We start from the raw sequence: 20,083 nt of genomic DNA, 5'->3' as shown, positions 1-20,083 counted from the left end.
CCCCATGAGATTTCTGGCCATTCTTCTTTCGGCTTACATCCTGCTGCTGTCCTGCTACCCGTGCCAGGACAGTGGAGAAACTCATCAGCACACCAAAAAGGAACAACTCGCCCACGCTCATTCCGATTGCCACGGCCACGACGACGGCGAAGGCTGCTCTCCCTTATGTGCCTGCGGCTGCTGTACCATTCATTGCATTTCCGCTAATTATTTCCTGAGTTTCCCGCCGCTCAATACCACCGTGTGGCACCCCAGGAACTCCTCCTACAAAACGCCGTTTGTGCCCTTGCTCGTGCGGGCCATCTGGCAACCTCCCAAGTTGTAAATACACTCCGTTTTGCGGATCAGAGGCGCCTTTACACGCACCCGCAGGTACCGGCAAATTGCCGTACAACAGAACCGCATACCTATCCGAGTCGTATTTTCTATCTAAATGATCCCATATGCTTAACCGCATTATCAGCTTTTCCATTCACAACAAAGTGGTAGTGGGTTTCCTGGTACTGGGGCTGATGGTCTGGGGCGGGTTTTCCGTTTCGCAGCTTCCCATTGACGCCGTTCCCGACATCACCAACAACCAGGTACAAATTATCACCACCAGCCCTTCCCTGTCCGCATCCGACGTGGAACGGTTGATTACGTTTCCCATCGAGACCTCTACGGCAACCATTCCGGATGTCACGGAAATCAGGTCAATTTCCCGGTTCGGGTTATCGGTAGTAACGCTTGTATTTCCAGACGATACCGATCCTTACTGGGCGAGGCAGCAAATCACCGAGCGCCTGGCCAATATAGCCAGCGAGGTTCCGCCCGCCCTCGGCGTTCCGGGTATCGCACCGCATTCATCGGGGTTGGGAGAAATTTACCAATACATTCTTCATCCGAAAAAAGGATATGAGAAGCAGTTCTCCGCTACCGAATTGAGAAGTATACAAGACTGGATCGTCCGCAGGCAACTTCTCGGCGTGAAAGGCATTGCCGACGTAAGCAGTTTCGGCGGGCACCTCAAACAGTACGAGGTTTCTGTAGACCCCGACAAGCTGCGCAGCCTCAACCTTACGCTGGCTGACATTTTTACGGCACTTGAAAAAAACAACCAGAATACGGGCGGCGCCTACATTGACAAAAGGCCCAACGCCTGGTTTGTCCGGTCAGAGGGCCTGATCTCCAGTCTTGAAGATATCAGCAAAATCAAAATCAGGAACAACCCGAACGGCCTGCCGGTGACCATTTCAGACGTCGGAACCGTACAATTCGGTCATGCTGTACGATACGGCGCCCTTACCTACAACGACGAAGGCGAGGCGGTCGGCGGTATTGTAATGATGCTGAAGGGAGAAAACTCTTCCAAGGTAATTGACCAGGTAAAAGAAAGAATGGAGCAAATCAAGGCTACATTACCGGAGGGGGTGGTATTGGAAGCATTTCTTGACCGGTCACACCTGGTGGACCGCGCGATAAAAACGGTCACGACTAACCTTGTGGAGGGGGCTTTGATCGTCATATTTGTGCTGGTGCTTTTGCTGGGAAACTGGCGGGCCGGCCTGATTGTGGCCTCCGTTATACCACTTGCCATGTTGTTTGCCATTTCGATGATGCGCCTGTTTGGCGTCTCGGGCAATTTAATGAGCCTGGGCGCCATTGATTTTGGCCTGATCGTAGACGGGGCCGTAATCGTGGTGGAGGCAACCCTGCACCATTTGTCGCGTTTAACCCCGGGCAAACGGCTGACGGCCGCAGAGATGGACCAGCAGGTATTCAAAGCTTCGTCAAGAATCCGGAATTCCGCCGCCTTTGGTGAAATTATCATCCTGATTGTTTACCTGCCCCTCCTTACGCTGAGCGGAATTGAAGGAAAAATGTTCAAGCCCATGGCGCAGACCATTTCATTTGCCATACTAGGCGCCTTTATTCTTTCGCTTACGTATGTACCTATGATGTCGGCGCTGGTGCTTCCGAAGGTTCCGCAGGCCGACCACAAAATTTCGAATAACATCATCGCTTTTTTACAGCGAAACTACTCTAAAGCACTTTCGCTTGCACTTCGGTTCCAGAGGACCACACTGGGTATCACCTTCGTGATGCTGGCCGTGGCAATCTTTGTTTTCAACAGGTTAGGCGGTGAATTCATACCCCAGCTTGACGAAGGCGATTTTGCCATCCAGGCCATGGTGCTTCCTGGTAGCTCCCTGTCGGAGTCAGTCGCAACATCGACAAAAACAGCACAGGCGCTTTTGAAGCATTTTCCGAACGAGGTCAGGGAAGTTGTCGGCAAGATCGGTACGGGTGAAATCCCCACCGACCCGATGCCCATGGAGGCAAACGACATGATGGTACTGCTGCATCCGAAGGAAAAATGGAAAGTTACCAAGTCCAAAGAAGAGCTGGCCAATGCCATGCAAAACAAGCTTAAGGAGGAAGTCCCCGGTGTGGCGTACGGTTTTCAGCAGCCCATACAAATGCGGTTTAACGAACTGATGACCGGGATCAGGCAGGACGTAGGGATCAAGATCTACGGTGACGACCTGAAGACACTTGCCGAACTGGCCCAGAAAGTAGGCAGGATCTCGTCTTCCGTCGGTGGGGCCGAAGACCTTTATGTAGAGACAATTACGGGTCTCCCCCAGGTGGTAGTGCGCTACGACTATGAGCGCCTGGCCCAGTTTGGAATTGACATAGATGTAGCCAACCAGACGATCCAGTCGGCATTTGCCGGCGGCATAGCCGGGTTGGTGTACGAGGGAGAACGGCGGTATGACCTGGTAGTCAGGCTGGCCGAGGTAAACCGGCAGGACCTTGCATCGGTGAAGAATCTTTTTGTCACCACCCCTCATGGCGAACAGGTCCCCCTGGAAAACCTGGCCAACGTGACCATCGAGCCGGGGATCAACCAGATCCAGCGGGACGGCACCCGGCGTAGGGCGATCGTTGCCTTCAATGTTCGCGGCAGGGATGTGGAAGGCACCGTGAAAGAGCTTCGTGAAAAAGTAAAGGCGCAACTCAAGCTGCCGGTAGGATACTATATTACCTATGGCGGGCAATTCCAGAACCTGGAGGAGGCGAAAGAACGGCTCGTAATCGCTGTACCGGTAGCATTGGGGCTGATTTTCGCGCTCCTGTATTTCACGTTCAAGTCCTTCAGGCACAGCCTGCTCATTTTCACAGCCGTTCCGCTTTCGGCGATCGGCGGAATTCTTGCACTGGAACTGCGGGACATGCCTTTCAGTATTTCCGCGGGGGTCGGTTTCATTGCGCTGTTCGGCGTAGCAGTGTTGAACGGGATTGTACTGATAGCGGAATTCAATTCACTGCGAAAAGAAGGCATGACCGATCTCATGGAAGTGATCCGCACCGGGACCAATCACCGGCTCCGTGCCGTAGTATTAACAGCATCGGTGGCTTCATTGGGCTTTCTTCCGATGGCCGTTTCGCAGTCGGCAGGCGCCGAAGTGCAACGTCCGCTGGCCACGGTAGTGATCGGCGGTATTATCACAGCAAGCCTCCTGACCCTGCTCGTACTGCCGATTCTCTACCTCCGGATCGAGAAACTTTCGATAAAAGGCGCCCCCGGCAAAATAGCCGCGGTGTTGCTTCTGCTCCTGGCCGGCACCGCCGTTCCGGAGGCAAAAGCCCAGGAGATCAGCCTGGAAGATGCCCTTGTTTATGCCCAAAAAAATAACCTCCGGGGTGCCGCGCGAAAACTACGGATATCAGGTGCGAATGCCGCTATCAGGTCAGCCAAAACGCCGGGGAATACCAGCTTCGGCTTCGGCATCGGCCAGTTCGATTCCTACCAGACCGACAACCAGTTCAGCCTCCAGCAGACGCTTCCGCATCCGGCAGTTGCCCGGCGGCGATCTACCCTGTATCAACAGCATTACGAGGAACAACAGAATATTAATGAAGTTGAAACCGCTCAGCTGGTGAAAGAAGTAAAGCTATCCTACCAGAAATGGTACTACCTCGACAGCCTCGGGAGGCTGCTTGAAATGCAGGGAGAACTCCTGAGCAGGGCCGTGTCGTTTGCCGAGGCAAAACTTAAAGCCGGGGAATCGGGGATGCTGGAAGTCAATAGCGCCAAAAGCCGGCATAGCGAAATACAGACCCGGACCGACCTGGTGCGCCAGGAGCAGAAAGAAGTGGCGCTGTACCTGCAATTCCTGCTAAATTTCGAAACGCCCGTGATTCCTAAAAGAGAAGTGTTCACACTATTACCGGGACCGGCGAACGACGAGGTATCCGCATCGGGCCATCCGGAACTCCGGTATTGGGAACGCCAGGTTCAGGTCCGGAAAGCCGAAACCTCGCTTTTGAAGGCTTCCGGCCTGCCCGATTTTACTTTTGGCTTTTCAAGCCATACGCTTACCGGCAGCGAAGGAAGAAACGGTGTTATTTACGGTTTAAGCAAACGCTTCCAAACCATTGATTTCGGCCTTTCTCTCCCGCTGTTCAGAGGCCCCCTGAAAGCAAAAGTAAAGTCGTCGGAAATACTGGAAGAAGCCGCTCAAATGGATGCAAAAGCACAAAAACAATCGCTGGAAACGCAATGGGCGCAGGCATTGGCCCGCAACGCAACCCTGAAAACCGCCCTGGCCCGGTACCAGCAGGCCACACTCGAACTGGGAAAGAACCTGTCACAGAACGCGATCAGGTCTTACGAGTTAGGCGATATCGGTTACGTTGAATTTTTACAGGCCCTGGAACGCCAGTCCGACATCCAGACCGGTTATCTCGAGCTGCTTTTCCAATACAACCAATCTGTGATCGATCTTGAATACAAGGCCGGAAAATCCGGGCTAGCTGAATAAAAATAATAGAAATCGGAAATCAGAAATCAGAAATCGGAAATCAGCAATTAGCAATCAGAAATCGGGCCGTACAAAAGGGCCTATGCGGCGCAACTGATTACCGATTTCCGACCTCCGATAACCATAATACACATATGAAACGAAGCATAAATTCACTGCTGGCATTTTTGCTCATTGCCTTTGCGACGGCGTGTACCAGCGAAAACAAGGAGGGTCAACCCGTCCAGGAATCCCATGAGGGGCACAGCCATGAAGGCCACGCCCATAAGGAGGGAGAAACCCACAACCACGATGTGCATAAGGAGCACGACGAGTTTACCGTTGAAATGAGTGAACGCCAGTTCCAGACCGGCGGCATCCAGGTCGGCACAACGGCCTCGAAGGGACTCAGCGGCAGCCTGCTCGTCAACGGGTATATTGACACCCCGCCTTACAACCTGGTCACGGTCTCGGCCATTTTGGGAGGTGTGATCCGCAGTACCCGGATTATTGAAGGAACGCCGGTAAAAAGGGGGCAGGTATTGGCTACGATCGAGAACCCCGAATTCATCCAGATCCAGCAGGATTACCTCGACACCAAGAGCCGTCTGGAATACGCCGAGCTGGAATTAAGAAGGCAGGATGAGCTTCAAAAAGAACAAATCAACGCCCGCAAAAACTACGAAAGTGCGCGCGCCGAGTTCGGTTCCCTCCGCGCCAGGTTAGCCGGGCTCGAGCAGAGGCTCGCCGCCATAGGCTTGTCACCCGGCCAGGTAGCCAATGGCATACAACGCATTTTACCAATCTATAGCCCCATTTCGGGTACGGTCACAACTGTTTCTGTTAACCTGGGAAAGCAGGTGGGGCCTTCCGACGAGATTTTCGAGATCGTCAACCCCGACCATCTTCACGCCGAATTGCGGGTTTATGAGTCCGATATTCATAAGATTAAAAAGGGGCAGACGGTGAGGTTTTCACTTGTCAGCAACCCGAAGAAAGAGATGCTGGCTAAAGTTCACCTTATCAATACCAAAATCGATGAAGACAGAACCGTGAGGGTTCATTGTCACCTCAGCAAGGTTTACCCCGACCTGATGCCTGACCAGTACGTAAAGGCATTCATTGAAACCGGCACCGAGACCCTGCAGAGCGTGCCGGACGAAGCCCTGGTTGCTTTTGACAACAAAGACTACGTTTTTGTGTTTAAAGGGAAGGAAGAGTCTGAGGACCACCAGGAGAAATCAGTATTCCGAATGATTGAGGTTATCCGCGGGCTTTCCGCAAACGGCTTTACAGCCATCACCCCGGCAAACCAGGCCGACTCGCTCGATCAAATCGTAACCAAGGGCGCCTATACCCTGCTGTCATTGCTAAAAAATACCGAAAGCGATCACGGGCACGCACACTAAGCCATCCGGGGAACCGGAAAATCCTGATCCGGCCTGCCAATCTGCAGCGGATCAGGATTTTTCAGTACCAAACGACCCGGCATAGCTGCCGGGCGTCGTCCGGGAAACAAACCATTTTTTTACAGAAAATCACAAAATCAGGGTGGTTTCGGAAAGCCTTAAGTGTTAGTTACCTATCTTTGGCATTTTAAGGCTGCTCAAATTGTCATTGTACCAAAACCATAGCGACCAGGAACTTACTTCGTTACTCAGACAGGGCGATGACAACGCCTTCGTGGAATTGTACCGGAGGAACTGGCGCGCTATGTACAACGCTGCCTACAAACGCCTTCAGCTTGAGGAAGTTTGCGAAGACATTGTTCAAAACATTTTCGTAGACCTCTGGGAGCGGAGAAACGAGATTAATCTGGACCATCCGTCGGCCTATCTTCAATCGGCGGTACGGTTCCAGGTTATCAAATTCAGTACACGTCAACGAAAAAATATCCCCTTGGTTGAACACCTGGAGAACACGTTGATTTCGTCTCTCAGATCCGAGGATCCGCTGATTGAAGCTGAAACGGAACACCTGATCAGGTTGTGGATCAACGCTCTGCCTGAAAAGCGCAGGGAAATTTTCCTCATGTATTATATGGAAAACCTGAGCTCGGCAAAAATTGCCGAGTTGCTTGGTATATCTCAGAAAACGGTACAGAACCAGCTTACTTCTGCTACTTCATCTATTCGCAGCCAACTGTCGAAAACGCTCTCTGCTTTGCTCGCGATCCAGCTGTTCTGGCTGAGCTGAACGACACCCGGCAGACTATAAATTTTCGCAGAAAAAATCAATATCCGTTTTTTCCCCGGATTGAAGCCGGCGAGGAACAGCAATATTCATCAATATCATCTAACGCAGGCCGGGCAAGTTATCTCAAAATAACTACCCACCCTTTATAATCCTTTCGTAAAGAGGCACTACTAAGCCGATAGAAGTATTGTCCCGACGGTAGCTTTCCCCCGTCCCAGCTATTATCGTAGACCTTATTCAAATATACACGGTCCCCCCAGCGATTGAAAACTTGTAATTCCCAGAGGCCAGTATGCATGTTCGGGATGATAAAATAGTCGTTCTTCCCATCTCCGTTTGGAGAAAAGGTATTTGGTATTTCGCCCGGGCAGTTAGCCAGTTCTATTTTGACTGTTGCCGACGAAGGGCAGACATTGCTGACAGATTCAACTCTGTACTGTCCACTTGCCTTTACAATAAATTGCATTCCCAAACTCCCATCCGGCCAAATAACCGGGATATTAGATTTGAGTTCAAATATTCCAGAGTCGCAAATCAAGGTATCTCTTCCAATGTCGACAGGGGGGATAATCTTTATATGTATGGTATCTGTAATGACGCAACCCGCATAGGACAAATTTGCCGTATATGTTCCCGCCTGGTCTATCGAAAGAGACGTAGATGTTGTTCCATTTCTGTGTTCAAAAACCCACGGTCTGTATCTATCGGAGGTAATCTCAATAGATTTCCCTTGGCAAATCGTAGTATCAGAACCAAGAAAATCTATAGGGGGCATCGCGGAAATATCGGTTTCAACCACGGAAATACCGTCCACAAGATAATAGGGGCCTAAGGAAACATTCCATTCAGTTTTCTGATAGGAGGTCTCGAAATCGCTTAGAAAATTGCCAATAGTGAGAAATCTGTAAGCCGAATCTGCTACAAAACATCCCGAGACTTTCTGCCACTCGGCTTTATTTCCCAATACGCTCCGCTCTACTATCTGTGGGATGGCTTCGATCCGCTCTCCGAAAGAATTTCGACGTAGCACGGAATCGGTTGAAAACAACGCTCCCATATTGTTGGATAATAATCCGGTAGGAATAATGCCGCGCACAAAGAACTCAAGCCGATACACCTTTCCAATCGTCAAATTACTAGACAACCTTACCTGTAAATACTCCCTATACTCTACGCGTTTGTCCTTGGAAAAAGAATTGTTGGCTAAGTGGTTAAACTCAGATAGGTATATGCCTGCACACATCTTTCCATCATACATGGTATTAACTCCGAGTCGGGACAAGCTTGCATCACATACATCTGATGTGTCGCTATATAGAATGTCAGATGTTCCCAGGGTTGGCGTATACCAATCCATAACATACCTTCTTATGTTCTTATTTTCGAAGGCCCCGGTTGAGGAGGTTGGCCTATGACACGGACGCTCTTTGTACAGTTCAAATCCTGGATTTGGAACAAGGTTTTGAGCATACGCCTCCCTTAATGGTATTAATAGATGTAAAAAACATAAAGAAAAAGTCAGACGCCTTAAAAGTAGCGAAATCGGCATTTTCAAAAACTTGCTTAACTTAACCACTTTACGACTCATTCTAAGTATACCATTACAGGACACTACCCACAAATCAGTTTAGTAGATGTAAGTAGACTCAGCTCCCACTGCTTCACTCAACCAAAATTTGGGATTTCTTTATATCGGACTTCAGGCCGTCTGCAATCGGTTTCCAATACCTACCAGGAACATGTTTTCAGAACCGCTGCGTAGTTTTCCCAACCTCCGTCTCGAAATTCCCATCGGTAAGGCGAACGGTATCGGGGAAGAGGCGGTCAATTTTTGATCGGTTTACAAGCGTAATCGCAAACTTTCCGCGGACCTTTTTACCGGCTTCATCGTAGGACAGGAGTTCAAAAAAGTTTTCAGGAGACGGGATCACATCATAGTAATCACCCGAAACATCGCCTCCGATCATCGAATAAAAATTGACCCCGACGTAAGTACCCTGATCACAATCCGCCTTCCGACCTTGCACTTGAAATTTTCCTAATGAAAGGTCTGTTTTTTGCCAAACCAGCCCTGCTCTTAGCAAATTTTTTTTGTCATAAAACATAAATCCAATTCTAATCGGTTCTTCACATCCGTCCCGAGGATTATCCTTTATGGTATATGCTTCTCTAAGCTTAACAGGATACTGATCTGTCAATTCACGATCATTCAGCTTTACACTCAAGCGCCCAGCAAGATAAGGCAATGGTGGTTTTTGTGTACACCCGAGCAAAAAGAACAAACAAAAAACCAGAATATTTGATATGAATTTCATACAATTATCGGTTGATTAAGATTAAACTGTGATCAGCGGATTGTTAAATATTTGACTTTAACAAAGGTAAGAATGAGATTCCTGATAGCTCGACCCCAGATCTTTGTTCATGTTATTTTCAGGTGGAACAAATTCGATTTTATGAACGCTAATGAGAAGATTTCACCAATCACTCTTTCACAAATATCACGGTATAGATTTTGCCCGATCGAAATTAAATGACAAGGCCCAAGCCTACCTACATCTGTTTATGATCGGCTCAATCAAGGACTTGATATCAACGTTTTCGTTCTTGATGCCGGCTGGGATTGTCACCCGTGCCAGTGTGTTGCTTGCCACCGATAGCGTTTTGATTTTCGGATTTTCGCAAAAAATCAGTTCTTCAACGCCGTCAGGTGCAGTAACCCCAACAACTAATAAGTCCGGTTTGCCCTTAAAGGTTTGCTGTTCAATCTTAACCATGCCCGACAAATATTGGAGTTTTGTATTATGACTCAGATCCATTGGAGGGGCTAGCATGTTGCCGGTCAGGTTTATTAAGTTCGGGTTTTTATTAACTTTCACGTTCATGAGCTTTTCCGAGGTCATAAACGACAAACGCTCCAAGTTGGGGAACCCTTCAAGCGAGAGCTCTTCAAGCCAAGTATAGTCGCAAACCAATGTTTTCAGTTTATTGCTTGCAGAAAGCTTAAGTTCTTTCAGGCTCCTATAGTAGACTTCTGATTTGTAATAACCGCTGCAATCCAGATATTCCAGGTTTTTGTTCTGTGTCAGATCGAGTGAAGATAGCTTGGAAGTCTCAACAGTCAGCGACTTGAGATTAGTGAAATACTCAATCCCGGTCAAATCGTCGGCCGACATGGTGGTATCGCGTGTACCGCCAAATGGATTTTGAACTCCAGCGCTTATGAACAGGGTCTCAACATCTTTGATATCATCATATAAAACCCTGCCATTAATGGTCTTATCGGAGTCATAAGCCGCTAAGGCTTTCTCAAATACCGGATCCGGGATGCTGATCACCTGATCGTTGGGGTTCCGCTCCGGATCGGCTTTCTTACATCCCCATGATGCGCACATTAGGATAAAGGCCATTATATATGATTGTGTTATCTTCTCCATATTGATTTTGAAATAGTAAATTTCGATTAGCTGCTTTAATATCAAATTTGTTTTAAGTTGATCAATTCTAAGGTAAAGGAAAAATAAAACTATTCCCAGGAATAAAATATCACTTGCGCAACTCAACTCCAGTTCAAATCCTGGCCTAGGACTTGAAAGTAAGATACTTTATATGGTCAAGCTGATTTGAATGAACTGGTGCCTTTACAGCGGAAAAGAGTAAAGGCACCAGTTCTGCAAGAACAAGTTCTCCTTTTTTATTTTACTAACAAGACCTTTTTAGTTTCGTTGTGCTCCTCGGTAAGCAGGTGGTAGATCACCATTTCGCCTGCGTTCTTAAGGCTACTTACAGGGAACTTAATCTCGTGACCGCCAGCCGGCATCTTTTCTTTACTCACCTGCTCCAAGAGCCGACCTTGACGATCATAAACTTTCAGGGAAATATTGGATGTTTCTTTAAGCCCGAAATAAATCGTCAAAACTTCTTCGGATGGATTCGTCGGATTGGGGAACGCATAGCTTTTTTCAGATTTCGATTCAGCCATTTCCGGCAGAGGCTCAATTCCAATACGCGCCCCAGAAAGCCCCCAGAAGGAAACCCCTGGTGCCATCATTAACAGATTGCCGGAAAAGGTCTTTACAAAGCCGGAAACACCATAATTGGCTTCAAAAACTGTCGAGTCATAAGGTGGGTCGACACCAATTTGGTAGAAGGACGGGACATGAATAGAATTATGCCACTCGTACCTTAAATGCGGTGCAGCCGTTGTCGCGGACTGGTATCCCGGCCACATCGTAGAGGCAAGATATATTCGTGCCGGATTTATCGGTAAAATGGGCGTTTTAGCAAAGATAGACGACCTATTAGCGTAAATTTCGTTACTGATAGCGGTCAGTCCGCTCACATTGAAGTGCGTATTGTCCGGATCGCGGTGCGAAGCTACATAGGTATCTGAATTTTCAGAGGCCCAGGAAATATTGCTGTAGGTGCTGTATACATTCTGTTGCTCAGCAATAACCGATGAGTTGGTCCCTCCGGTCAGGTATGAAACCTTGCAAATTGCCCACGGTAGACCGGGTAGATAAGAACGTGTGTCGTCGATCAGCGCCTTCAACTTGACCCGGTAATCGGTCACGCTATATCCTGGCAAGGAAATGTTAATGCTATGAGTCTCTGCTTCGCCCTGATGCCAGAGTACCGCTCTGGCCCCAAACATATGGGCGAAAGATGATAGGTAGTTTTTTAAGGGTATATAAGGGTATCGTGTATCAAAATTATCATAATCATGGGGAAGCCAGGGGTTATGCTGAAATTGAGTGGCAAGATAAGCCATATCATAGGTATAATTCCCTAAAAACATCGCACGTACTTTGTCTATTGAAGTTTTCCAGTTTGCTATACTGCTGCCACCCATCGCCGTATTAAAAAAAGCGACAGGAACTGTACGGCCAGCACCTAGTTCACTGGTTGCGATCTGCGCGCCGAAGGACTGAAAAAACCATGGGCGCGTGCCGTTGGGGGCGATATTTGGGTCAGATGAGGTAAGAACACCCATAGTAGGGGGAAGAATATTAGGATAGCCGTTAAAGGTGTATCGAGGCCGACCTTTACTGTCGTAAGAGGCAAGTTGATTAACTTCCATACTTATGTTTTTAGAGGATACAACACAATCTAAATCCGGAGTTCCTGGTATATTGAGGGTCCCACCTGCCCCTTGCGCATTGGATTGGCCTGCTATGAAAAAAACCTCCCCTACACCAAATTTGATTTGACGGATTTCAGTCGTGCCGTCTTTGATCGTAAACCGGTACCAGCCCGTCGGGACACTGCGGCTGAAATAGTAATAACCAGAGGTGGAAGTGCCTAGCTGGGTCATGCTTCCGGTTGGAAGGGATTGAAGTGTTACCTCATCACTTACATACCCCCCGAAACGGTCCAGCTTTTCTATCCGGTATTGAGCCCCGGTCCTATTGATCACTTGACCCGCAAAAGTGACTGTTGCAGACCCACCCGTTGACGCATTACGCTGAAACACCGAATGGGTCCTTGGCCAGGAAATTGTGGGCTTTGACGGAGGGTCATATACCCCCCCTGGCTGCTGATAAGCCGGCACACTCTGGCCATAACTCACAGTCGTGATGCATAGGCATACAAATAGCAAGAAATAAGTGACAAAATTTTCCATAAGTATATTTTTCTTTGATTCGAACGAATATGTACACGAACAAGCTTTTTAGAGATTTACCGGATATCACTTACGCGTATCAGCTCTATAGTAGTGCCATAATGTCTGTTGAAAGTCTTGATAAACTCGTTGGCAATCACGGCCTGCCCGGCAGCGGTAGGAAAGATGCCGTCGGCCGAGAAGAAATTCCCCCCGGGATAAGAAGGGTCTATCTTGAGGCCGTCATCTGTCACATAGCCACCGGCTTGTATTTTCTTATAAAGCCCGTACAGGTCCACCACCGGGAGCTTATTCGAAGTGGCGATCTCGGCCACGATCGCGTTGTAAAACTCCACACTGCCCACTTCGTTATAGCTCAGCACGTTTTCATCCAGCAATGGATTATCAGCCCTGAGACCTTTTCCCGATCTTTGGACCAGGTCTGCCAAGTCCTGGGATGGGATGAATTTGTCACGGGGATCGATCAAACGCAGGTCATTTTTCCAAAGCCACTGGATAAACACCCCGTCCCCCACCAAGGCTACGATATCGTCGTATTTGTAAAAGTTGAAAAAGGGCATGGCCAAAACGTCGGGAACATTGGCTATCACGCCCTTCGCCCCTTTTTTATGTAGCAACCTTATCAAATTGTTTTCCGGATAATATCCCTCCCGGTATTCGGTCACGCTGGCCAGCATCTCTCCGTACCCTCCTTTGCGGAAGTAATCCACAAAATCATCCATCCCCAGCTCAAACGTAAAGAAATCCGGCTTGATTTCTTTTTCTTGTAGCATGGCTAGGTAGGAGAGTTTTCCCTCCTGGTCTGCTCGGGCAAAGCGGTTCAGGTGCTGATAGGAAGCCTTCTCAAAGCTGAGCAGGAATGCGCCGGGTTGATCCTCAGGGATCATGCTCTCACGAACCTTAAGATAAGGAAGGGCGAAATTGTGGATGATCCCGGTGACTTTGGGCAGATTGTCTCGGGTGCTGAAGGCCGGTTTCTTTGCTTCTGTAAAGGTCAGGACGCCTTTCTTGTTGAATGCGCTATGGGTTCCGCTCCCATTTTGAAACTCCCCTTCGAACAGGGGCTGTCTGAATTCAGTAGCCCCTATTTGCCTGGCCAGTAGATTTGGGAAGGAGGTAAGCTGGGAACTTTGGGAGATTCCTCCGTCCTGTACGCCAGCCGACAGGGAGCCGCCGATGGCGATGTAAGTAACCGCGGTCTTGGGCGGGGTTGACTGGCTGTAAGACGGGCCAAAGTCCAGCAGGCAACCTCCCAAAATCAACAATTGTAGCGAAGTAATCAGATAGTAGTTTCTCATAATTCATGTAGATATGAAAAGTGTATATTTATTAAATTATCGCCGTTTTTACACGGTAATCATATAGTCTAACAGCCTATATTTTCGTTATAAATATCCAATGTCATTTCTCGAATGCGGATAAGACCGCGTTATCTCGAATTTCACTCTGGGAAATCGGTAAAATAAAATCCGGTTTTTGAGCGTGACCATGCCGCGAAATACATAACACAATAAGAAGTAAAAAATATGATAGATATAGTATGATTTCATAAGACATTTTAAGTTTATTAAGGAGTTTGAACTATAAGTAAACTATTTATAACAAGATAGAGATGTTGCTTCTGTTGATATAGTATTTTGCTTCCAATTCCCAGTAGTTCCAATAGCTATGTGGAGCGCTGCTACTAGAGAGAGACATCTATATTTTAGTTTGCTTTACCTAATAGTTGATCAGAACTGACTTACTATGACGCTTATGGATAGTAATTATACTTAAATTTTGTATTACTTCCAATAGATAATTAAAAAAATCCGTAATTGGCTGAAGTGGTTTACTAAGCTTAAATTAGGTGTGAGTTGATGCCGTAGTAAATCACTCGAATTACCTTAAAAAAATCTGTTAAAACTAGGTTGTTTGTATTTTTTAATGCATCCAAAATAAAACCTGAGATCACATAAAAGCGGAAGACTCTCACCCAAAACTGCTGGGTTGTAGTTGCGAAACAAAAACCAATGAGTCTCCCGACAATAAAAATATCACATTTTCAGTCAAATGCTTAGTCTGATTTTCCGGGATAAGTTCGAATTTACTATTTGTCCAAGCACTCTTTTGATAAGCATCAGAAGGGGATTAGCGCGAGGATACTTAGTTTTTGGCACGCTTGATAGCCATGTTATTTTGTCACATCAGTGGTACAGCTTCCGTGCGGGATATCAGGTAACGGACTAACCGGTACGACAAGCAACTTATCTCATCTCGGAGTGGATCCGGTTCCAGATCCAGTTTTGCCCTACTGCCAGGATGTGCAACTCAAGATTCTTAAACTCAATATTAACAAAATCTTTCGCTGGATTGGGGAATACTGAACACATTGACGGCCAGTTTACCTGCAAATTTGCTCAGAAGTCAACTTCCTTTTCCCGCCAGCTGAACAATCCCGGTCCCTGAAAAAATATTTTTCCAACCCTTGGGAGATCCTTCCGCGAATGGTACCAGATAATAGTAACCATTCGATATGAAACCACTTGACAACCGCCGGGAGCTTCTGCTTCTCTTCAGAAAATATCTGAACGGGGAAGCTACCCCCGATGAACAGCGGTTCGTCGAAGCCTGGTATGATTCGTTCGACCAGGTTTCAGAAAACGCTGCAGACGCCGCCATTCCCGATGAGCAGCTTCTTGAAAAGCGCCTGGAACAGCAAATCAGGCAGAAGATTAATGAACGGGAATCTCCGACCTTGTGGCAAACCCTGCGCAGAACACTGCTCTCTGGAAAAGTAGCCGCGGCGATGCTCCTCCTGATGTTGGCCGGTGCATGGTATTACCTGTCAAAACCGCGAAAACCGCAGCCTGAAGCACTACCCATTGCCCTGCAGGACCTGTCGCCGGGAGGGGACCGGGCCATCCTGACCCTCAGTGACGGCAGACAAATTACATTGGACAGCGCTACAACCGGCCTGCTCGCACGGCAAGGCAACACCATGGTTAGCAAAGTAGCCGACGGCCTGGTTAGCTACAAAAAAGAAGGCAGTGCACCCAACCAGGACTACAACACGATTTCAGCCCTGGCGGGAGGAAAATACAGCGTCGTCCTGTCGGATGGAAGTCGCGTCTGGCTGAATGCCGAGTCTTCCATCACTTTTCCCACCGCCTTTGCCGGCAATGAAAGGTCTGTAAAAATTACCGGAGAGGTATATTTTGAAGTGTCGAAAGACAGACAAAGACCCTTTTTTGTGCAGGTCGGAGAGGTTCAGAAAATAAAAGTACTCGGAACGAGATTCAACGTAAACGCCTACGGCGACAATGGGGCCGTCATGACCACTCTCCTGGAAGGAAGTGTGCAGGTCAACGCACAGCAGGCGGGTATAGCCGCAGTTACACTCAGGCCCGGAGAACAGTCTTCCATCACCCGTACCGGCAAAGTCAGTGTGCAGGAGAACGTGAATACGGAAGAAATCATTGCCTGGAAAAATGGCTTTTTTCAATTTGAAAACGCAGGTATACAAACCATTATGCAGCAGTTCGGCCGCTGGTATGACGTGGACGTATCCTACGAGGGAAAAATCCCGGACCAGCGATTTAACGGCAAGATCGACCGTAATGTGAACGCCTCCGACGCGCTTGAAATCCTGAGATTTACCGGTGTGAATTTCCGGATTGAACGGCTTCCGGGGAAAGATAAAAAAGGAGTTATCGTGGTCATGTCCGAATAACGGCAAAACGCGTAAAAAGCAAAGGAAAACCGGCACCAAATGAAACAAAAACAAAGAAGTCCCTGACCCGCCCTGCGCGACCCGAACAAAAAAACCGTAGAAATGTTGCAACCACTTCTACGGAATGGTTTGAGGTCGCAAATCTCTTCAAATTTCTTGTGGAGCAAGATTGATCTGAAATTTCCTTTCAACTCAAACTGTACAAAGTTAATGAAAATTTGTGCGTTCAAAACGCCCATGTCATTGGGCAGTATCCAACACCCGATACCTGACGGCAGACCCCATGCGGCAGGCAGCGGAAACCTAAACTACTGGTTAAGACAGATGAAACTGATCATTGCGTTTCTCACACTGGCCCTTGTGCAGGCGGGAGCAACCGGATACAGCCAAAAAGTCACGCTGACCGGGCGGAACACCTCGGTAGAATCGATATTCCGCACCATTGAAAAACAGACGGGCTACGTCTTTTTTTACGACAGCGCCGATATCCGCAGCAAAAAAATCAGCGTTAACCTCAGGGAAGTAAGCCTGGCCGAAGCGTTGGAAAAATGTTTTGCAGAACTCCCGCTTACCTACCGGATTATCGGGAAAACGATCGCCGTCAGGAAAAAAGACAAAAAAACTGCCGGCCGGGCAGAAAGCACCCAGTTGACAGAACTGACAGCCCCGGCAACACTGCCGGTACAGCAGGCCCTATCGCCCCTTCAACAGGAGCTAAAGGCTCTTCCGCTGCCTGCATTTCGACGTATATCGGGTAAAGTCACGGATGAGAATGGAGAATCGCTGCCGGGCGTAAACATCCTCATAAAGGGTACCCAGCAAGGCACGACCACCGACGCCGACGGCAACTTCCGGATCGACGTGCAAAACGAGGGAAATATCCTGGTCTTTTCATTCGTGGGCTATATAACGCAGGAAGTACTGGCCGAAGGTCGCAGCACCCTGAACATTACCCTCGAGACCGACAACAAAGCGCTCCAGGAGGTTGTCGTGGTTGGGTATGGAACCATGAAAAAAAACGATTTGACCGGGTCTATCGTCACCGCCAACCTAAACGCTTTCAAGGAAGCGCCCAATACCAACATACTCCAGTCGATCAAGGGTTCCATTCCCGGTCTGACGATCGGCCAGACCAACCAGGCAGGCGCGGAGCCTTCCATCCAGATCAGGGGTAGAAACACTATCAACGGCAATGCCGCGGTGCTGATCGTATTGGACGGCATTATCTACAACGGCAGGCTGGGCGACATCAACCCGGCCGATATTGAATCGGTCAATATTCTGAAAGACGCCAGCAGCAAAGCTATTTACGGCGCTCAGGCTGCAAACGGGGTTATACTTATTACCACAAGAAGCAAAAGCAAAGACAAAAAACCGACGATCACCTACACCACTTACCTCGCTACCCAAACGCCGACATCCAGAATGAGGCTGCGGAATGCCGAAGAAAAGAAGCGGATCATACGGGACATCTACTACCTCAAGTCGTACCTCGGGCCCGACTATACCGAACCCAACCCGGCCTGGGATTTCGCACAAACGGAGCTGGTACCCGAAAACCTGAAAGGGATAGAAAATGGCACGGATTTCGACTGGTGGAATGCCCTCAGCAACCCGGGGTTCCTAACCGACCATGCCCTGAGCCTCAACGGCGCCACGGAAAAAACCAGCTACTACCTGTCCGGCGGCTTCACCAAGCAAAAAGGCTTTCTCATGAATGACAACTACCGTCGTAACTCCATCCGGATCAACCTCAGCACGGCGGTAACCGACTGGCTGACCATCGGCGCCAACACCTTCGGCTCATTCACCAATTACTCGGGCATTTATCCGAACATGTACGCGATGAAGCTTACCAGCCCGTTTGTGAAACCCTGGGATGACCAGGGCGACCTGGTTGTATATCCTACCGGCGCCACCAATATTATCAACCCCTTTCTTTCGGCCCAGGCGGACAACAAGGATATCAAAAACAGGTTCAACGGGACCTTTTACGGCATTGTAAAGCTGCCATTCGTCGAAGGCCTCACCTACAGGCTGAACTACAGCAACGATTACCTGGTAGAAAGCTATTTCAACAGCAACCGGTACGAATCAAACCTCACAGGTTTTGTAACAAAAAACAGCCAGACGCGCCTCGACCGTACGATTGACAATATCCTGAGCTACGACAATCGTTTCGGCGACCACGGCATTTCCGCTACACTGGTGGCGGGTTACCGGAAAAACGAATTCGAATCCACCGTGGGCCAGGGTTCCAACCTTTCCAACCTATCGCTGTCGTACAACAGCCTGCAGCAGGCGACAATCCAGCAAATCTATTCCGGGGCCTGGAAAGAGTCCTTTCTGTACCAGATGGGCCGGTTTAACTACAACTACCGGAACACCTACCTGTTGACCGCCACCCTGAGAAGAGACGGGTTCAGCGGCTTCTCCCAGGATAACAAATTTGCTCTATTTCCTTCCGTCGGGCTTGCCTGGGTACTGTCCAACCATCCGTTCCTGGAAATCCCGAAAGTGGACCTCCTGAAATTGAGGGCCAGCTACGGGCTCAACGGAAACATGACCTCCCGTTATTCTTCGCTGGCGCGGGTTACTACCGCCGACGCCTCCAAGTATGTTTTCGGCGATGGCGCCACCTCTCTCGGCCAGTCGCTGACGTCGCTTTCCAACAAAAACCTACAGTGGGAAAAAACCAAAGGATTGAACGTCGGGCTTGATTTCGGCCTGCTGAACAACCGGATCGGTGGCAGCATTGAGTATTACAGCACGACCACCACCGATCTGCTGTGGAACATAGTAATCCCGCAGATTACGGGATTTTCCAGCATAGCCAGCAATGTAGGGAAGATAAAAAATTCCGGGCTTGAAGTGATTCTCTCGGCAACCCCGGTAAAATCGGGTAATTTCGAATGGAACGTCAACGCCAATTTTGCCAGGAACAACAACAAGATCGTGTCCCTCCTCGGCGAAGACAAGAACAAAGACGGCCGTGAAGACGACCTCACCGGGAGCAACCTGTTTATCGGCAAATCCATCGGCACGGTTTATCATTACCAGATCCAGGGGATATGGCAATTGAACGACGAGATCATGACCGGCTACTACCCGGGCGCCTACCGCGTGGTGGACCAGGACAATGACGGGAAAATTACCGCCGACAAAGACCGGGTCTTCCTGGGCAGGACCGAACCGGCCTACAGTATCGGGCTTCAGAACGAGATGATTTACAAGAACTTTTCGTTCCGCTTCTTTATCAATACCATCCAGGGGGGAAAGAACGGCTACCTGGGCGAAAATACCCCGGCAAACGTGGAGTCCACAGGCAATTTCGCGAACCTGAACACCTTTAATTACGACCTGTGGTCAGTCAGCAATCCAACCGGTAAGTATGCCGTCGGCTGGTCGGTCCCGCAAATTAACCCCACCCCTTACTACGCCCGCAACTTCGTACGCCTGCAGGACGTTTCACTCGCTTACGACCTGGGAAGTGCTATCGTCAATAAAATCGGCGCAAAACACCTCAAAGTTTTTGCCAGCGGCAAAAACCTGGTCACGCTTACCAAGTGGGACGGGTGGGACCCTGAAACCGGCCAGGGCATCAACAGCGACGCCTACCCGGTGCTGAAATCTTTCACATTGGGATTGGAATTAAGTTTTTAGATGGAAATCGGCAATCGGCTATCGGAAATCAGATTGCCGATTTCCGATAGCCGATTGCCGACCTCTGATTGCCGACCTCCAACCACCAACCTTTCAAACAGA

11 protein-coding genes are annotated in these 20,083 nt (G+C 48.8%); 6 read left to right on the top strand and 5 right to left on the bottom strand.

From position 1 onward, the window contains the following. Positions 1–4: 4 nt before the first annotated feature. The 4 genes from ABD852_RS21100 (at position 5) to ABD852_RS21085 (ending at position 6,983) form a co-directional block, all read left to right on the top strand. Entirely contained in the window at positions 5–325 is a 321-nt protein-coding gene (locus tag ABD852_RS21100; RefSeq protein ID WP_345032558.1) for a DUF6660 family protein, read from the top strand. A gap of 118 nt (positions 326–443) precedes the next feature. Then, positions 444–4,808 carry a CusA/CzcA family heavy metal efflux RND transporter gene (locus ABD852_RS21095; protein WP_345032557.1) on the top strand — a complete coding sequence of 1,455 codons (4,365 nt, stop codon included), beginning with the start codon at positions 444–446 and terminating at the stop codon, positions 4,806–4,808. Positions 4,809–4,942: 134 nt separating this feature from the next. Further along, the gene (locus ABD852_RS21090) at positions 4,943–6,196 is read left to right on the top strand and encodes an efflux RND transporter periplasmic adaptor subunit (protein ID WP_345032555.1); all 1,254 of its coding nucleotides are present in this window, start codon (positions 4,943–4,945) and stop codon (positions 6,194–6,196) included. A 202-nt stretch (positions 6,197–6,398) separates the two neighbouring features. Beyond that, a complete protein-coding gene (locus ABD852_RS21085; RefSeq protein WP_345032554.1) occupies positions 6,399–6,983 on the top strand; it encodes an RNA polymerase sigma factor in 585 nt (194 codons plus the stop codon). A gap of 118 nt (positions 6,984–7,101) precedes the next feature. Here ABD852_RS21085 and ABD852_RS21080 read toward each other — a convergent pair whose 3' ends face one another. The 5 genes from ABD852_RS21080 to ABD852_RS21060 all read right to left on the bottom strand — a co-directional run bounded on the left by ABD852_RS21080 (position 7,102) and on the right by ABD852_RS21060 (position 13,904). Beyond that, a complete protein-coding gene (locus tag ABD852_RS21080; protein WP_345032553.1) occupies positions 7,102–8,532 on the bottom strand; it encodes a T9SS type B sorting domain-containing protein in 1,431 nt (476 codons plus the stop codon). 196 nt (positions 8,533–8,728) lie between these two features. Then, positions 8,729–9,298 carry a hypothetical protein gene (locus ABD852_RS21075; protein WP_345032551.1) on the bottom strand — a complete coding sequence of 190 codons (570 nt, stop codon included), beginning with the start codon at positions 9,296–9,298 and terminating at the stop codon, positions 8,729–8,731. 234 nt (positions 9,299–9,532) lie between these two features. Beyond that, entirely contained in the window at positions 9,533–10,420 is an 888-nt protein-coding gene (locus tag ABD852_RS21070) for a leucine-rich repeat domain-containing protein (RefSeq protein WP_345032549.1), read from the bottom strand. A gap of 257 nt (positions 10,421–10,677) precedes the next feature. Further along, complete coding sequence (locus tag ABD852_RS21065; RefSeq protein ID WP_345032547.1) at positions 10,678–12,606, bottom strand: sialate O-acetylesterase; 1,929 nt, start codon at positions 12,604–12,606, stop codon at positions 10,678–10,680. Positions 12,607–12,662: 56 nt separating this feature from the next. Beyond that, positions 12,663–13,904, bottom strand: coding sequence for an SGNH/GDSL hydrolase family protein (locus ABD852_RS21060; RefSeq protein ID WP_345032545.1), 1,242 nt, complete (start codon positions 13,902–13,904; stop codon positions 12,663–12,665). 1,217 nt (positions 13,905–15,121) lie between these two features. On the opposite strand from ABD852_RS21060, the gene ABD852_RS21055 reads away from it, so the two are divergent. Both ABD852_RS21055 and ABD852_RS21050 read left to right on the top strand, forming a co-directional pair. Further along, positions 15,122–16,318: a FecR family protein gene (locus tag ABD852_RS21055; RefSeq protein ID WP_345032544.1), complete on the top strand. Its 1,197-nt coding sequence runs from the start codon at positions 15,122–15,124 to the stop codon at positions 16,316–16,318. A 210-nt stretch (positions 16,319–16,528) separates the two neighbouring features. Continuing rightward, the gene (locus ABD852_RS21050) at positions 16,529–19,981 is read left to right on the top strand and encodes a TonB-dependent receptor (RefSeq protein ID WP_345032542.1); all 3,453 of its coding nucleotides are present in this window, start codon (positions 16,529–16,531) and stop codon (positions 19,979–19,981) included. Positions 19,982–20,083: the final 102 nt, after the last annotated feature.

This window comes from Ravibacter arvi (assembly GCF_039540405.1).
Taxonomy (GTDB): domain Bacteria; phylum Bacteroidota; class Bacteroidia; order Cytophagales; family Spirosomataceae; genus Ravibacter; species Ravibacter arvi.
This window is presented reverse-complemented; position numbering and strand designations above follow the sequence as displayed.

Coding starts and splice junctions, on each gene's coding strand:
- ABD852_RS21090 (WP_345032555.1), top strand. CDS start 4,943: ATGAAACGAAGCATAAATTCACTGCTGGCATTTTTGCTCATTGCCTTT.
- ABD852_RS21070 (WP_345032549.1), bottom strand. CDS start 10,420: ATGGAGAAGATAACACAATCATATATAATGGCCTTTATCCTAATGTGC.
- ABD852_RS21080 (WP_345032553.1), bottom strand. CDS start 8,532: ATGCCGATTTCGCTACTTTTAAGGCGTCTGACTTTTTCTTTATGTTTT.
- ABD852_RS21055 (WP_345032544.1), top strand. CDS start 15,122: ATGAAACCACTTGACAACCGCCGGGAGCTTCTGCTTCTCTTCAGAAAA.
- ABD852_RS21060 (WP_345032545.1), bottom strand. CDS start 13,904: ATGAGAAACTACTATCTGATTACTTCGCTACAATTGTTGATTTTGGGA.
- ABD852_RS21075 (WP_345032551.1), bottom strand. CDS start 9,298: ATGAAATTCATATCAAATATTCTGGTTTTTTGTTTGTTCTTTTTGCTC.
- ABD852_RS21100 (WP_345032558.1), top strand. CDS start 5: ATGAGATTTCTGGCCATTCTTCTTTCGGCTTACATCCTGCTGCTGTCC.
- ABD852_RS21095 (WP_345032557.1), top strand. CDS start 444: ATGCTTAACCGCATTATCAGCTTTTCCATTCACAACAAAGTGGTAGTG.
- ABD852_RS21065 (WP_345032547.1), bottom strand. CDS start 12,606: ATGGAAAATTTTGTCACTTATTTCTTGCTATTTGTATGCCTATGCATC.
- ABD852_RS21050 (WP_345032542.1), top strand. CDS start 16,529: ATGAAAATTTGTGCGTTCAAAACGCCCATGTCATTGGGCAGTATCCAA.